Origin of the sequence: Halopseudomonas sp. SMJS2, assembly GCF_029866945.1 — a bacterium.
Taxonomy (GTDB): Bacteria; Pseudomonadota; Gammaproteobacteria; order Pseudomonadales; family Pseudomonadaceae; genus Halopseudomonas; species Halopseudomonas bauzanensis.
In genome coordinates this window covers 1,098,800-1,112,177 of the sequence record NZ_CP123445.1, presented here as the reverse complement: position 1 = coordinate 1,112,177, position 13,378 = coordinate 1,098,800, and the positions used below count along the sequence as shown (strand labels likewise).

Here is a 13,378-nt window from a genome sequence, read left to right as displayed (position 1 = left end):
TTCAATTCCTCAATCAGGGCCGGTACAGCCCATTGGTTTCAATATAGCCAAGCACCGAATCGGGTAACAGAAATCGCGGAGAGCGCCCTGCCTGGATCAGTGAGCGGATATGGGTGGCCGATATGGCCAGGGGTGTTTGTGCCAGGCAGAGAATCTCGCCATGGGCCGCTTGCATGGCCGACGGGTCGCCCACACTGCGCGCCGCCAGCAGATCCTTGAGTACTTCCGGCAATTCCTGGTCCTGCTCAGGACGCTGCAGCACGACCAGACTGGCGAGCTGCAATAGATCTTCCCACCGGTGCCAGCCGGGCAGACCGCTGAAGGCATCCCAGCCGACGATCAGAAACAGGGTGGCATTGTCGCCCAACTCGGTACGCAATGACTCCAGCGTCTCCACCGTATACGACGGACGGTCACGCCGCAGCTCGCAGTCGTCAACCAGCAGGTTGTCATCCGACGCGGTGGCCAGGCGCACCATTTCCAGCCGCTGCGGCGCACTGGCACCGGGAACATCCCGGTGCGGCGGTGTGGCGTTGGGGATCAGCCGTAGCTCATCCAACGCCAGGCATTCACGAACCTCCACGGCGCTGCGCAGGTGTCCGAAGTGAATCGGATCAAAAGTACCGCCCAGGACACCGACACGGAGTGTCACTGACGAATATGCCCATCGCCATGGACGATATATTTTTCACTGGTCAGCCCTTCCAGACCAACCGGACCACGGGCATGCAGCTTGTCGGTGGAGATACCGATCTCCGCGCCCAGGCCGTATTCGAAACCATCGGCGAAGCGGGTCGAGGCGTTGACCATCACCGAGCTAGAATCCACCTCACCAAGGAAGCGTCGGGCGCGGGTGAAGTCTTCGGTGACGATCGATTCGGTATGTTGTGAGCTGTAGCGGTTGATGTGATCCATCGCCTCATCCATATCCGCCACCACCCGAATCGACAGGATCGGCGCCAGGTATTCGGTGGCCCAGTCTTCTTCGTTAGCGGCGATGGCCTGGGGCAGGATCGCGCAGGTCTGCGGGCAACCACGCAGCTCCACGCCCTTCTCGCCATACAGCGCAGCCATGCGCGGCAGGAATTGCGCGGCGACGCCTTCGTGCACCAACAGCGTCTCCATGGCGTTGCACACACCATAACGATGAGTCTTGGCGTTCAACGCAATAGCTTCGGCCTTGTCCAGGTCGGCGCGGTCATCCACGTAGACGTGGCAGATACCATCCAGATGCTTGATCACCGGCACCCGGGCATCACGGCTGATGCGCTCGATCAGACCCTTGCCGCCACGCGGGACGATCACATCCACGTACTCCGGCATGGTGATCAGCGCGCCAACAGCAGCGCGATCAGTGGTTTCCACCACCTGCACCACTTCCTGGGGCAGCCCGGCAGCATCCAACCCCTGGCGGATACACTGGGCAATGGCTCGATTGGAGTGAATCGACTCAGAGCCGCCCCGCAGGATGCAGGCGTTGCCGGATTTCAGGCACAGGCTGGCGGCCTCCACGGTCACGTTCGGTCGTGATTCGTAGATGATCCCGATCACGCCCAGCGGCACGCGCATACGGCCGACCTGGATGCCCGACGGCAGGTATTTCATGTCGCGGATCGCACCGATCGGATCAGCCAGTGCCGCCACCTGGCGTAGCCCTTCGACCATATTGCGGATACCAGCCGGCGTCAGCGCCAGGCGATCCAGCATGGCGTCATCCAGCCCGTTGTCGCGGCCGGCCTGCAGATCCAGCCCGTTGGCTTCGATCAGACTCGCCTCGGCGGCTTCAATAGCCTCGGCAGTGGCCAACAGGGCCCGGTTCTTGACCGCCGTGGTGGCCCGGGCGATCACGCGCGAAGCCTGCCGCGCCTGGCGTCCCAGCACGGACATGTATTCGGTTACCTGATCAGCGCTCATTTGTTCACCATCCTGCGACCAAAACGGAAAACCAGCATTATACCGGTGCCTCCAGACGCTGGACAGGGCGAACCTGCTATCATCGCTGATATGTCTGCGATCAATTCACTCCATCGGGCATCAAGCCCTCTGCCACGGGCCTTTTTCCAGCGTGACAGCCGCGAACTGGCGGTGCATTTGCTGGGCAAGGTTATCCGTCACTATCACCAGGGCCACTGGCTGTCGGCACGTATCATCGAGACCGAGGCTTACCTGCGCGAAGAAAAAGGCAGTCATGCCTCGCTGGGCCTGACCCATTCCCGGCGCGCCCTGTTCATGGAAGCCGGCACCCTGTACATGTATTACGCCCGCGGCGGCGACTCGCTGAACATCAGCGCCGCCGGCGAAGGCGACGGCGTGCTGATCAAGTCCGGCTACCCGGTGGTCGACGATATCAGCGGCCCGGACAGTCTCGCCCTGATGCAGAAACTCAACCCCGCCGCCAACGGACAGGTGCGCCCAACAACCAGACTGTGCAATGGCCAGACCCTGCTGTGCCGTTCGCTGCACTTGAAGGTGCCCGTCTGGAATGCGCAGATACCGGACCCGGAACAGCTGCTTATCGACGATGACGGCTATCGTCCACATCAGATCATCCAGACCACCCGGCTGGGCATTCCGCTGGGCCGGGACGAGCATCTGCCCTACCGCTTCGTCGACGCCGCCTACGCCCCCTGGTGCACCCGCAACCCTCTGGGGCGAACTCGGCAGGAAGGCCGCGATTATCAACTGATCGATGATGTGTCTGAATGGAAAGCCTGCTGAGCGGCGAGCTTATCGCCTGGCTGGGCAGCCATACCCGCTGGCTCGGGCTGGCCATCTTTCTCATTGCCATGGTCGAGTCCCTGGCGGTGGCGGGCCTGGTGGTGCCGGGGGTGGTGCTGCTGTTCGCCGCCACCGCCCTGGCTGGCGGCGGCGACCTGAGTCTTTTCGGTGCACTGGCCTGGGCTTTCTCCGGGGCCGTCTGCGGTGATTTACTGAGCTTCGCCCTGGGCCGCTGGTTTCATCAGGACATCCGCCGACTACGGATCTTTGCCCGTCATCCGCAATGGATTGACCGGGGCGAGAGTTTCTTCCGCCGCTATGGCATGTACAGCATTGTTCTGGGGCGCTTTATCGGCCCGATCCGCCCCATTATCCCAATGGTCGCCGGCATGTTCGACATGCCCACCTGGCGCTTTCTGCTGGTCAATATCCTGTCGGCTCTGGCCTGGGCCCCGGTGTATGTACTGCCCGGCTATCTCGCCGGCAGTGCGGTCCGCTGGCCGGTGCCGGAATCCTTCTGGCATGAGGCGGGATTGTTGGCTGGCGGGCTGGCACTGCTCGGCCTGACACTGCTGGTCCTGCTACGCACCCAGCAACGCTGGAGCAGTCTGGCTGCAGCCGCACTCTGTCTGCTGGCCATGCTCTGCCTGCCGCAGGCCGAGCCTTGGCTGACGGTAGTCTATGGCACCCTTGCCGAGTGGCTGGCAAGCACCGCCTGGCCGCGCCTGTCAGCCGTGCGGCTTGAACTGCAACCGCTGACCGGTGAAGCCTTCCTGTGGCTGCTTTACCTGCCAGTATTGGGATTGCTGGCGGTGTTGCGTCACGGCTGGCAACTGCTGTTCTTGCTGCTGTGCGCAATTCTCTGCCTGGCACTGGGCCTGCTGCCCGGGATGCATTCCACTTTGCTGGCGCTGCAATTGTCCCTGCTGCTTGGCGTGGTCCTGCTGGGCAACCGGCATCTATCGTTCTGGCTGCGCCTGAGCTGGACCTTCTACGCCGGCCCCATCTGCGCCCTACTGATTACCGCCTGGCTGCTCCTGCCCATGGCAACACCCATGGTGCTAGGCAGCGTACTGCAATCGGCCGCCGCGGTGTTGCTGGCCATCTGGCTGGTGGAACGCGGCGGACCACTGCCTCCTCTGTCGCCCCACTGGTCCATATTGGTACCTGCCTGGCCAATGGTAGCCGGCCTGCTGCTGTTGGCCGGTTTCTGAACGACCTATAGCTTTACACGCCGGTCGCGGCATTCAGCAAACCAATGGAAGCGCACACGCATTGACCCTTGCCGCACCGTCTTGCCACCATGGCTGCACCCTGTCGCTGCTCGTCGGCGCACCAACAACAATATCGCCGTGGAGAACACCATGACCACCGTAGCCGTATCCGAACTGACTTCCTTCATCGGCAAGGACCTTGGCCATTCCGAATGGCTGTTGATCGACCAGCAACGCGTCAACCAGTTTGCCGAATGCACCGGCGATCACCAGTTCATCCATATCGATGAAGAAAAGGCCAAACAGACCCCCTTCGGCGGCACCATCGCCCACGGTTTCCTGTCCCTGTCCCTGATCCCCGCCCTGTCCGCTGGCATTTCCATGCGCCCCGAAGGCCTGAAGATGGCCGTCAACTACGGCCTGGACAGCGTCCGTTTCATCCAACCGGTCCGCGTCGGCTCCCGCGTACGCATGCAATTGACAGTAGTGGACGTCACCGAAAAGAACCCTGGCCAGTGGCTGGTAAAATCCCGCGCGACACTGGAAATCGAAGGGGTGGACAAGCCGGCCTACATCGCCGAGACACTGGCGCTGTATTTCGTCTGACCTGAATGACGCCAGAATGATGAGCGAGTCACCTACCCTCGTCATTCTCGGCGCAGGCCGGAATGCTATTCACTTAGCCCCACCATCCTCCGCGCTACCGCGTATCCAACCCTGACACTACAAACGCACCCCAACATTGACCATGGCCGCCGCCGCACCTAAGAGCACCACATCCACCCCCACCCGCTGATAACTGGCACCGACGGACGGAATCACTGCCGGCGCCACACCAAAACGGTTGAAGGGTATCTTGTCGCGATATTCTCCCCGGTAACCATACAACAGCCCCGCAGTGAGCTTGGCATTGAAGGGCGTACCGGCAAATTCGAAACGCTTGCCGGTATAGCCATACCAGGACCGCTCACCAAAAGAGTGCCGAAAGGTGGCGGCGCCCCAGAGATAACTGTCATCCCGGTGTCGCTCCAGACCGATCAGCTCCTGATTATTGTTATGGTCTGGCTGAGGATCAAAGTGCGTGGTCCAGACGCTACCCTGGATATACCAGCCCTCCTCCGAATCAACGGGAGCCGCCAACTCCCTGGCCAACTCCAAAGGCCGCTGCAGCAGTCCCGGCCCACTGTCAGAGTCCTGTATGGCTGCCGGCACATCCTCCACCTGCGCTGCTTGTGCACCTGCGCTGATCAGTAATGCAACAATGCCAGGGACAAGACGCTGGATGCCATACCATGGTGTAGATGTCAGCCGTAAGATTCGGCGGGGAGAGTACTGGTGTAATGTCATAGCTACATGGTCGCGTGAGGTGGATAATCCAGGATGGGTGATGAAGTAGGGTCATGACATGTCGCACGGGACAAAGTTCACGGCCTCCAACCTTACCAGCTCTTGCCCCGCTCCCCTGCATTTGCCATCATCACCAACACCTCGCCCTACCGGAACAAGGATTTTCCCGTGCCCCATGCTGACACCAGCCACCCCGCCCATGGCGCACCCGCAGAGCCATTGCCCGCTCTGGTAAACCTGTCCGAGCGCTTACGCAGCGGTACCTGCCATATCGGCATCTATGGCCTCGATTATGCGGCGTTGATGCAGAGGGCCAAGGCGGAGGGCTGACTTGACGCAAGGCCGCTGGCGTAGCGCGGGTGCGCTACGCCCGAAAAACGGGCTGCAATGCGAAAGAGATAATTCCGTTATGGCAATGCCTCCCCTTCCCGCCGAACGGTCACTTTCTGACACCCCGCTGTAACCTCCATACGATTAACTGCACCCCAAGTGATATTCAGCTTCCGAGGTGTGTGGCCATGTATGCAGAAAAGGCAGTGGTGCGGGTGCAGGGTGATTTGAAGGTGCATACGCGCTTTTATCCGAATCCGCGCAGCAACAGCACCATCATTCTGGTCAACGGTTCGCTGGCGACCAGTGCCTCCTTTCATCAGGCGCTGCGATTTCTGCAGCCGCTGTTCAACGTGGTGTTGTTCGATCAGCCCTATTGCGGCATGTCGCGGCCTTACAATGAATCCTTGAGCATGCTGGGCAAGGAGGATGAGGCGCTGATCCTGCTTGAGCTGATCGAGCATTTCCGGGCAGACCAGGTCATGGCGTTTTCCTGGGGTGCGGTGTCGACGCTGCTGGCTCTCGCGCAGCGGCCGGCGCGGATCAAGCGGGCGGTGATCAGTTCGTTTTCACCGGTGCTGAACCGCGAGATGCTGGATTATCTGGCGCGCGGTCAGGAGTGCCTGGCAGCCTGTGACCGGAACCGCATCGCGACACTGGTCAACGACACCATCGGCGAGCATCTGCCGCCACTGTTCAAGCGCTGTAACTTCCGTCATGTCTCTACGCTGGAGGTGCATGAGTATGCGCAGATGCTCCATCACATTCGCCAGGTATTGAGTCTGGATGCTGATCGCTATATGCAGTGCGTGGGAAATGTGGACATTCCGCTGCTGTTTCTCAATGGCGAACTGGACAAGTACACCACACCGAACGATGCCCTGTATTTTGCCGATCTGGCTCGTCGTTCCGAGTATGTGACCATTCGCAATGCCGGGCATTTCCTGGAAAACGAACATCAGACCGCCTGGGAAGATGTGCGCGAGGCGGTGGAGCGGTTTTTGTTGCCGGGTGAGACGGAAAATGCCCACCGGCTGGCCATGGTTGGTTGATTGTATCGACGCTCAAGGTGTCGCAATCTTTCGCCGAGCGGTGAAGAAACTCGGTGAAGGAGCTGAAAGCTGCAGCCTTGCTCGGGCTGCGGGAGCGGCCGCAAGGGTTTCTGTAGGCTTATCCGCGGCCTTAGGCCGCTAATAGCCTACCCCCGCATCAGGAAGCTCCCACAACAGACCGCCCGCAGACTCAGCTACTGACGCACCTGCCCTCTCAAGGCGTGGTACTGGTATCGCTGTCGATGCCCGGATCCACCCGCTCATTGGGTGAGTCGCTGTCGGTGCCCAGCCCCGGGTCCCGGTCCAGCGAACGCTGCAGGTTTTCATCCGGCGGGTTCATGGGGTCTTCAGCCGGTGGCATGGGTTCATCGGCCGGCATCCGCGGATCGGTGGCCGGTGCTGGCGTGTCATCAGTGGGTGACATCGGCTGGTCCGCTGGATCGACCGGCGTGCCGTAGGCCTCTTCGGCCGGCGCTTCGTTGTCCATGGGCAGCGCGGTGTCAGGCTCATCATCGCCGCAACCGGCAAGCAGCAGGGCAAACAGGGGTATGCTCAGGTAGGTAAGTCGCATGGCGGTTCTCCGCATCTGATAGGTCCATGCGTTTGGACAGGCGCGCGACCGGCAAGTGCGAATTTTTTCCGCATGCCGGCCGGTGCAGCCGTGGGCGTTATTGCGTAATGCCGGAGTCGTTGTCAGGACCCGGGTCGGTCATCTCGTCGCCGTCGGTACCATATACGCCAGTATCGCCATCCGCCGGGGGCACAGCGGTGCTGTTATTGGGCACCGCTGGATCGTTGGCCGGGTCCGTCGGAGCGCCGTACTCTTCGGTTTGCGGGGCGGTATTGGTTTCCGGGAAGGTGGCCTCTTCTTCCTCCCCGCAACCAGCCAGCAGCAGGGCAAACAAGGGTATGGATAAGTAAGTCAGTCGCATCACAGCTCTCCAAAGCAGGGGTCGTCCCTGCTTTGGACACGCTTTTGGGCTGGCAGTGCCCTATTTTCCCGTTGAACTCCACCTCGGCCTATAGCGCCCGTGCTCCCCTGGAACTCGGGGCCTGGCCGGTGAATTCAGGGATTCATCGAATCAAACACCCCTTCTTCCCGGTCCGCCGCCTCGGCGCGCAGCTTGATCAATTGTTTGATCTTGCGATGGGGGAAGACATAGAACTGGTTATTTTCCACGGCCTTGAGGGTCATTTCGGCGATATCGGCAGCCGGGATGCGGCCGTGCTCAACGGCATATTTCAGCGCGGCAGCACGCTTGAGCGAGACTTCGCTCTTCTCGACGGTCTCGGCCTTGTCTGCCGGGCGGTTGCGATCGGACTGGTGAATGCCGGTGGGGAAGAATGCCGGGCACAGCACGGTCACGCCAACGTTGGCCTGGGCATCGCGCAGGTCCAGTGCCAGGGTTTCGGAGATCGCCACCACCGAGGTCTTGCTGACGTTGTAGATGCCGCTGCTCGGGCCGTTGAGCCAGCCGGCAGCGGAGGCTGTATTGATGATATGGCCTTCGTTCTGTTCGATCAGCATCGGGGTGAATGCCTTGATGCCCCACACCACGCCATACAGATTCACGCCCAGCACCCAGTCCCAGTCATGCACGGTGCTCTGCCAGATCGGCCCGTTGACGCTGACACCAGCATTGTTGAAGATCAGATGCGCGCCGCCGAAGCGACTCTTGCTCAGCGCCGCCAGCTCCTCGACCTGCTCCAGCCGAGATACATCCAGGCGCATGGTGACCGACTCGGTACCCGGGTGCGCTGTATCTACCAGGCGCAGAGTTTCCTGCATACCGGCTTCGTCCACATCGCCCAATACCAGTTTCATGCCACGCGCCGCACAGCATAACGCCAGTTCCCGGCCCAGACCGCTGCCACCACCGGTGATCACTGCTACCTTGTTCTGAAAGTCCTGCATGCCTGAGTTCTCCTGTTGATGCGCTGGCACTCTATGCAGCGCGGGTGAGCCGATGCAGCGAGCATGCCGCGCCCCGCCGCTCCCCGCCAGCGCTATGCGCCCGGTTGATCAGAGAACAGCAGTGCGGTTTATGAAAGCCTGCAGGATGGAATATCCGCATGTCATTGAGATTCCTGTTGCCCTTGGCGCTGCTGCTGACGGCGTGCGCCCACCCGCTGCCGCCTCTGGCCCCAGGCTTCGCGCGGGTGAGTCTGGATAGCGGTAACCGGGCGGACATGCGCGCCTATCGGCTGGACGGTGAACTGGTGCGGCAGTTGCGCTTTCCGGACCTGCCGCCCGGCAGCCACGGACTGCAGGTGCGTTATCAGTTCGAGGTGCCAGGTAGCATGGGTGGGCTGGGCGAGATATCCGAACCACGCCGCCGTACCTGCATTCTCGGGCTGGATTGGGATTTTGCCGCCGGGCAGCACTATCGGGTGACGGCTTACCGGCTGGGCTGGCAGCCGGTAGGCTACCTGGAGAACGCCGCTGGCGAGCGGCTGGTACGCGCCAGGGTCATACGCTGCGGCCCTGGAGTCTGAAGGTTCCGGCGGCAGTCCATTGTGCCAGCCATTGCAGCGACTGCTCGGGCGGCAATGCCGGCCGGTATTCCGCCGCGAGCCAGCCGCGGTAACCGTGCCGCGACAGGGCACCGAAAGCTTCATGAAAGTCCATATTCCCGGTGCCCGGCTCGCCGCGACCCGGCGCGTCAGCAAACTGCACGTGGCCAATCCGCCCTTCCAGCTGCGCAATCGAGTCGGGCAGCGACTCACCCATCCGCGTCAAATGGTACAGGTCCACCTGTGCCGAGAGGTTCGAGTGAGCAACCCGATCCAGCATGTCCAGCAACTCCAGGGTGCTGCCCAGCAGGAAGCCGGGCATATCGTGGCGGTTGACTGCTTCGCAGACCAGGCATACCCCGATATCGGAAAACGCGCTGGCCGCCTTGTCCAGGTTGCCGGCCAGGGTATCCAGCGCCAGCTCCCGACTGACGCCCTCGGCAAGCCGCCCCGGCAGGACATTGACCTTCTCCGGGCGCAGCACCAGCGCATACTCCAGCGCCAGCTCCAGGGCAGCGTCGAACTCGGCCTGCCGCGCCGGCACACCAGCCAGGCCGGGGCCGCCGGTCAGGAGATCGCCAGCGGGGACATTGATCAGTACCAGCGGCATGCCGGCAGCGGCGAGATGGTGCTGCACAGTGGCGGCGGGCATATCGTAGGGAAACTGGATTTCGACCCCATCGAACCCCGCCTCGGCGGCGGCATGGAACCGCTCCGCCATGGGCAGGTCGGCAAACAGCATGGATAGATTGGCAGCCAGCGGCCAGGACATGATGAGCCCTCCGAAACGTGTCTGATTACTGTAGCAGTTTGCCCGCCCGGCCGGTTCCAGTAAACTTGCGCCACGCCTCATCCGGCCTCGACCTCCGGATGGGAGTCTTCCGCTATTGAACCGGAGCATCACATGTCGACTTTTCGCCGCCCGCTGGCCATTCTGGCTGGCGTTTGCATGACCCTTGCCGCCAGTTTTCTGCCCGCCCATGCCGAGACCAAGGTGCTGCGCGTGTCTGCCATCCCCGATGAAGCGCCTACCGAGCTGCTGCGCAAATTCGAGCCGCTGGGTGCCTACCTGGAACAGGAGCTGGGCATCGAAGTGGCCTTCCAGCCAGTATCCGACTACGCTGGCGTGGTTGAGGCACTGGGCGCCGGGCGCCTAGATATGGCCTGGCTCGGTGGTTTCACCTTCGTTCAGGCGCGGCTGCGTACCGGCGATGCCATTCCAGTGGTGCAACGAGAAGAGGATGAGGTCTTCACCAGCACCTTCATCACTGCCGACCCTGAAATCAACGAACATAAGGATCTGCTGGGCAAGAGCTTCGCCTTCGGCTCGGTCTCTTCCACCTCGGGCCACCTGATGCCGCGCTACTTCCTGCTGCAGGACGGCATCAATCCGGATGACGATTTCAGCCGAGTCGGTTTTTCCGGTGCCCATGACGCCACCGTCGCCTGGGTCGAAGCCGGCCGGGTGGATGCGGGTGTGTTGAACACCTCGGTGTGGGACAAACTGGTCGAGGAAAACAAGGTCGATACCGCCAAGGTGCGCGTCTACGGCACCACGCCGACCTATTTCGACTACAACTGGACCGTGCGCGGCGATCTGGACGCGCAACTGGTGCAGGACATCAAGGCCGCCTTCCTCAAGCTGGACCCGGCAAACCCCGAGCACAAGGCAATTCTGGATTTGCAGCGGGCCTCTCGCTTCGTTGAAACCAGTGCCGAGAATTACGAGGGCATCGAAGAGGCGGCCCGCTCCGCCGGCCTGTTGCAGTGACCGTACGGCTTGACGGGGTGGGCCTGACCCACCCCGGTGGTTTTCAAGCCCTGCATGACATCGATCTGAGCATTAACCAGGGCGAACGGGTCGCCATTATCGGGCCGTCCGGCGCGGGCAAGACCAGTCTGTTGCGGCTGCTCGGCACGGGGCTTGCGCCCAGCACCGGGCAACTGCACCTGCTGGGCGTTGACCCCGCCACGCTCAAGGGTCAGGCTTTGCGCCGGCTGCGAGCCCGCATCGGGTTGATCCATCAGAGTCCTCCACTGCCGCCGCGCCAACGCGTAGTCACCGCCGTGCTGGCCGGCCGGCTGGGTCAATGGTCGCTGCTGCGCTCCCTGATCTCGCTATGCTACCCCCTGGATAGCGCCGGGGCCCGTGCCGCGCTGGAACCGCTGGACCTGCAGGACAAGCTGTTCGCTCGTTGCGATCAGCTTTCCGGTGGCCAACTGCAGCGTGTCGGTATCGCCCGCGTGCTGTATCAACGCGCTGATTTGCTATTGGCTGACGAACCAGTCTCGGCGATGGACCCGGTGCTGGCCGACCATACGCTGAACGTACTGGGCAAGGTGGCAGCCGAGCGCCAGATCAGCCTGGTCGCCAGCCTGCATGCGGTGGACCTGGCGCTACGGCATTTCCCCCGGATCATCGGCCTGCGGGCCGGGCGGGTATTGTTCGACCTGCCGGCCGAACGCGTCTCCCAGGCGGAGCTGGACCAGCTGTATAGCAACGACAGCTTCAACGAGCCCGTCTTTGCCGATCCGGTATCTGCAATAGCCGCTGCATCCCTCGAGGCACCACGCCGATGTACCTGAGCGGTACCGATGTCGGGGTCCATGGCCGCCCCCGTGATCCAGCCGCCCTGCCCCGGCTGCTGCTGACTATTCTCGCCCTGCTGGTGCTCTGGCCCGGTCTGGTATTGACCGAGTTCAATCTCGCGACCCTGGTCGATCCGCGCAATCTTGATATCTTTGCGCGCTTTCTGGCCGGCTTCTGGCCGCCGGAACTGTCTTCGGGCTTTCTCACCCTGCTGGGCAAGGCCACGCTGGAAACCCTGGCCATGGCCACCGCTGGGCTGGTGCTGGCATTGCTGCTGGCGGTACCCCTGAGTCTGATATCCAGTCATGCGCTATCGGTGTCGGCCTTAGCACGCGGACAGCCAAGCCCTGTCGGTCGAATGTTGCGCTATCCGGCGCGACTATTACTCATCATTCTGCGCAGCATCCCGGAAATCGTCTGGGCGCTGCTGTTCGTACGCGCCGTGGGGCTGGGGCCGACGGCGGGGGTGCTGGCCATTGCCATCACCTACAGCGGCATGCTCGGCAAGGTCTATGCGGAAATCTACGAGTCGGTGGATCGACGCCCGGCCCAGGCGCTGCTGCAGGCCGGCAGCTCGCGGCTGGCTGCGTTCTGCTACGGGATTCTGCCCGCTGCCGCGCAGGAATTGACCTCCTACACGCTGTACCGCTGGGAATGCGCTATCCGTGCCTCGGTAATCATGGGCTTCGTCGGAGCCGGCGGGCTGGGGCAGATGATCGACCTGTCAATTCGCATGTTCGCCGGCGGCGAGGTAGTGACCATCCTGCTGACCTTCCTGGTCCTGGTCTTGGCGGCAGACCAGCTCAGCAATCTACTGCGCCGGCGGTTGGCATGAAACGCCAATTCGAAGCGCTGATCTGGGTCGCCCTGCTGCTGGCGGCGGTGGTAGCGTCCTTCAGTTGGCTGAAGCTGGATTTTGTCGCCCTGTTCGCCGGTGACGGGTTGCAGCAGATGCACAGCTATGCCGCTTCCTTCTTCCCGCCGGACACCTCGACCAACTGGCTGCGGCAGATCTTCCATGGCTCGCTGGAAACCCTGGCCATCTCCGCCATCGGAACACTGCTGGCTGCATTGGCCGGCGCCGCCCTGAGCCTGCTGGCAGCCGGGCGGCTGGGCACCGTGGCGAAGCTGCTGGCGCGATTGCTGCTCAATGCCTTGCGTTCGATACCGGAGCTGGTCTGGGCCGCGCTCATGGTGCTGGCTGCCGGCCTCGGCCCCTTTGCCGGCACCCTGGCACTGGCGCTGCACACGGCTGGGGTTTTGGGCCGGCTGTTTGCCGAAGCGCTGGAAAACGCCCCGCCCGGCCCGACCCGCGCCCTGCGCGAAGCCGGCGCCGGCCCGGTAGCGGCCTTCTGTTACGGCACCCTGCCGGGCGTCCTGGCCCAGTGGCTGAGTTACACCCTGTATCGCTGGGAAAACAACATCCGCATGGCCGCGGTGCTGGGGTTTGTCGGTGCCGGCGGGTTGGGTCAGATGCTTTACGTCACCCTCAGCCTGTTCCAGCAACCCCGCGCCGCCAGTGTGATCCTGGCGATGCTGGTGATGGTATTGCTGGTGGATGCGCTGAGCGCCTGGTTGCGGCGGCGCTGGGGGTAAACCTTGCAGTCGGCGGC

General features: G+C 62.5%; 17 protein-coding genes. 10 read left to right on the top strand and 7 right to left on the bottom strand.

Translation table 11 applies throughout. From position 1 onward, the window contains the following. Positions 1-13 precede the first annotated feature (13 nt). Together nadD and QAO71_RS05315 are read right to left on the bottom strand one after the other, a co-directional pair. Positions 14-652: a nicotinate-nucleotide adenylyltransferase gene (gene nadD, locus QAO71_RS05320; protein WP_280165452.1), complete on the bottom strand. Its 639-nt coding sequence runs from the start codon at positions 650-652 to the stop codon at positions 14-16. Then, positions 649-1,914 carry a glutamate-5-semialdehyde dehydrogenase gene (locus QAO71_RS05315; RefSeq protein WP_280165451.1) on the bottom strand — a complete coding sequence of 422 codons (1,266 nt, stop codon included), beginning with the start codon at positions 1,912-1,914 and terminating at the stop codon, positions 649-651. The genes nadD and QAO71_RS05315 overlap by 4 nt, the downstream gene beginning before the upstream one ends. Positions 1,915-2,004: 90 nt before the next feature. Between QAO71_RS05315 and QAO71_RS05310 the strand changes: the two genes are divergently transcribed. From QAO71_RS05310 to QAO71_RS05300, 3 genes are all read left to right on the top strand, one after another. Next, complete coding sequence (locus QAO71_RS05310) at positions 2,005-2,718, top strand: DNA-3-methyladenine glycosylase (protein WP_280165450.1); 714 nt, start codon at positions 2,005-2,007, stop codon at positions 2,716-2,718. Beyond that, positions 2,703-3,932 (top strand): DedA family protein, encoded by a 1,230-nt coding sequence (locus tag QAO71_RS05305; protein ID WP_280165449.1) that lies wholly within the window; start codon positions 2,703-2,705, stop codon positions 3,930-3,932. Before QAO71_RS05310 ends, QAO71_RS05305 begins: the two co-directional genes overlap by 16 nt. A 150-nt stretch (positions 3,933-4,082) precedes the next feature. Continuing rightward, positions 4,083-4,538, top strand: coding sequence for a MaoC family dehydratase (locus QAO71_RS05300; protein ID WP_036990588.1), 456 nt, complete (start codon positions 4,083-4,085; stop codon positions 4,536-4,538). Between the two features lie 117 nt (positions 4,539-4,655). Here QAO71_RS05300 and QAO71_RS05295 read toward each other — a convergent pair whose 3' ends face one another. Beyond that, entirely contained in the window at positions 4,656-5,102 is a 447-nt protein-coding gene (locus tag QAO71_RS05295; protein ID WP_280165660.1) for a sn-glycerol-3-phosphate transporter, read from the bottom strand. A gap of 345 nt (positions 5,103-5,447) precedes the next feature. Between QAO71_RS05295 and QAO71_RS05290 the strand changes: the two genes are divergently transcribed. Together QAO71_RS05290 and QAO71_RS05285 are read left to right on the top strand one after the other, a co-directional pair. Next, positions 5,448-5,609, top strand: coding sequence for a hypothetical protein (locus QAO71_RS05290; protein ID WP_280165448.1), 162 nt, complete (start codon positions 5,448-5,450; stop codon positions 5,607-5,609). A 188-nt stretch (positions 5,610-5,797) separates the two neighbouring features. Beyond that, entirely contained in the window at positions 5,798-6,661 is an 864-nt protein-coding gene (locus tag QAO71_RS05285; protein WP_036990590.1) for an alpha/beta hydrolase, read from the top strand. Between the two features lie 214 nt (positions 6,662-6,875). Here the strand turns inward: QAO71_RS05285 and QAO71_RS05280 are convergent, their stop codons facing one another. The 3 genes from QAO71_RS05280 to QAO71_RS05270 form a co-directional block, all read right to left on the bottom strand. Continuing rightward, on the bottom strand, positions 6,876-7,232 hold the full coding sequence (locus tag QAO71_RS05280) for a hypothetical protein (RefSeq protein WP_036990591.1): 357 nt from the start codon (positions 7,230-7,232) through the stop codon (positions 6,876-6,878). Positions 7,233-7,329: 97 nt separating this feature from the next. Then, entirely contained in the window at positions 7,330-7,593 is a 264-nt protein-coding gene (locus QAO71_RS05275) for a hypothetical protein (RefSeq protein WP_280165447.1), read from the bottom strand. Positions 7,594-7,727: 134 nt separating this feature from the next. Further along, entirely contained in the window at positions 7,728-8,576 is an 849-nt protein-coding gene (locus tag QAO71_RS05270) for an SDR family NAD(P)-dependent oxidoreductase (RefSeq protein WP_074780326.1), read from the bottom strand. Positions 8,577-8,734: 158 nt separating this feature from the next. Here QAO71_RS05270 and QAO71_RS05265 point away from each other — a divergent pair, with 158 nt between their 5' ends. Continuing rightward, entirely contained in the window at positions 8,735-9,157 is a 423-nt protein-coding gene (locus QAO71_RS05265; protein WP_280165446.1) for a hypothetical protein, read from the top strand. Here QAO71_RS05265 and QAO71_RS05260 read toward each other — a convergent pair. After that, complete coding sequence (locus tag QAO71_RS05260) at positions 9,132-9,947, bottom strand: TIM barrel protein (protein ID WP_280165445.1); 816 nt, start codon at positions 9,945-9,947, stop codon at positions 9,132-9,134. The two genes, QAO71_RS05265 and QAO71_RS05260, sit on opposite strands and share 26 nt — an antisense overlap. Before the next feature lie 132 nt (positions 9,948-10,079). Between QAO71_RS05260 and QAO71_RS05255 the strand changes: the two genes are divergently transcribed. The 4 genes from QAO71_RS05255 to phnE are packed head-to-tail and all read left to right on the top strand — an operon-like array spanning position 10,080 to position 13,361. Further along, a complete protein-coding gene (locus QAO71_RS05255) occupies positions 10,080-10,946 on the top strand; it encodes a putative selenate ABC transporter substrate-binding protein (protein ID WP_280165444.1) in 867 nt (288 codons plus the stop codon). Beyond that, positions 10,943-11,761: a phosphonate ABC transporter ATP-binding protein gene (locus QAO71_RS05250; RefSeq protein WP_074780316.1), complete on the top strand. Its 819-nt coding sequence runs from the start codon at positions 10,943-10,945 to the stop codon at positions 11,759-11,761. The genes QAO71_RS05255 and QAO71_RS05250 overlap by 4 nt, the downstream gene beginning before the upstream one ends. After that, positions 11,752-12,600, top strand: a complete 849-nt coding sequence (locus tag QAO71_RS05245) for an ABC transporter permease subunit (RefSeq protein ID WP_136869293.1) — start codon at positions 11,752-11,754, stop codon at positions 12,598-12,600. Before QAO71_RS05250 ends, QAO71_RS05245 begins: the two co-directional genes overlap by 10 nt. Then, positions 12,597-13,361 (top strand): phosphonate ABC transporter, permease protein PhnE, encoded by a 765-nt coding sequence (phnE, locus tag QAO71_RS05240; protein ID WP_074780310.1) that lies wholly within the window; start codon positions 12,597-12,599, stop codon positions 13,359-13,361. Before QAO71_RS05245 ends, phnE begins: the two co-directional genes overlap by 4 nt. Positions 13,362-13,378: the final 17 nt, after the last annotated feature.

What these genes read in the sequence shown, in the direction of transcription:
- QAO71_RS05315 (WP_280165451.1), bottom strand. Translation starts at nt 1,914, where the DNA reads ATGAGCGCTGATCAGGTAACCGAATACATGTCCGTGCTGGGACGCCAG.
- QAO71_RS05310 (WP_280165450.1), top strand. Translation starts at nt 2,005, where the DNA reads ATGTCTGCGATCAATTCACTCCATCGGGCATCAAGCCCTCTGCCACGG.
- QAO71_RS05305 (WP_280165449.1), top strand. Translation starts at nt 2,703, where the DNA reads ATGGAAAGCCTGCTGAGCGGCGAGCTTATCGCCTGGCTGGGCAGCCAT.
- QAO71_RS05300 (WP_036990588.1), top strand. Translation starts at nt 4,083, where the DNA reads ATGACCACCGTAGCCGTATCCGAACTGACTTCCTTCATCGGCAAGGAC.
- QAO71_RS05285 (WP_036990590.1), top strand. Translation starts at nt 5,798, where the DNA reads ATGTATGCAGAAAAGGCAGTGGTGCGGGTGCAGGGTGATTTGAAGGTG.
- QAO71_RS05280 (WP_036990591.1), bottom strand. Translation starts at nt 7,232, where the DNA reads ATGCGACTTACCTACCTGAGCATACCCCTGTTTGCCCTGCTGCTTGCC.
- QAO71_RS05275 (WP_280165447.1), bottom strand. Translation starts at nt 7,593, where the DNA reads ATGCGACTGACTTACTTATCCATACCCTTGTTTGCCCTGCTGCTGGCT.
- QAO71_RS05270 (WP_074780326.1), bottom strand. Translation starts at nt 8,576, where the DNA reads ATGCAGGACTTTCAGAACAAGGTAGCAGTGATCACCGGTGGTGGCAGC.
- QAO71_RS05265 (WP_280165446.1), top strand. Translation starts at nt 8,735, where the DNA reads ATGTCATTGAGATTCCTGTTGCCCTTGGCGCTGCTGCTGACGGCGTGC.
- QAO71_RS05260 (WP_280165445.1), bottom strand. Translation starts at nt 9,947, where the DNA reads ATGTCCTGGCCGCTGGCTGCCAATCTATCCATGCTGTTTGCCGACCTG.
- QAO71_RS05255 (WP_280165444.1), top strand. Translation starts at nt 10,080, where the DNA reads ATGTCGACTTTTCGCCGCCCGCTGGCCATTCTGGCTGGCGTTTGCATG.
- QAO71_RS05245 (WP_136869293.1), top strand. Translation starts at nt 11,752, where the DNA reads ATGTACCTGAGCGGTACCGATGTCGGGGTCCATGGCCGCCCCCGTGAT.
- phnE (WP_074780310.1), top strand. Translation starts at nt 12,597, where the DNA reads ATGAAACGCCAATTCGAAGCGCTGATCTGGGTCGCCCTGCTGCTGGCG.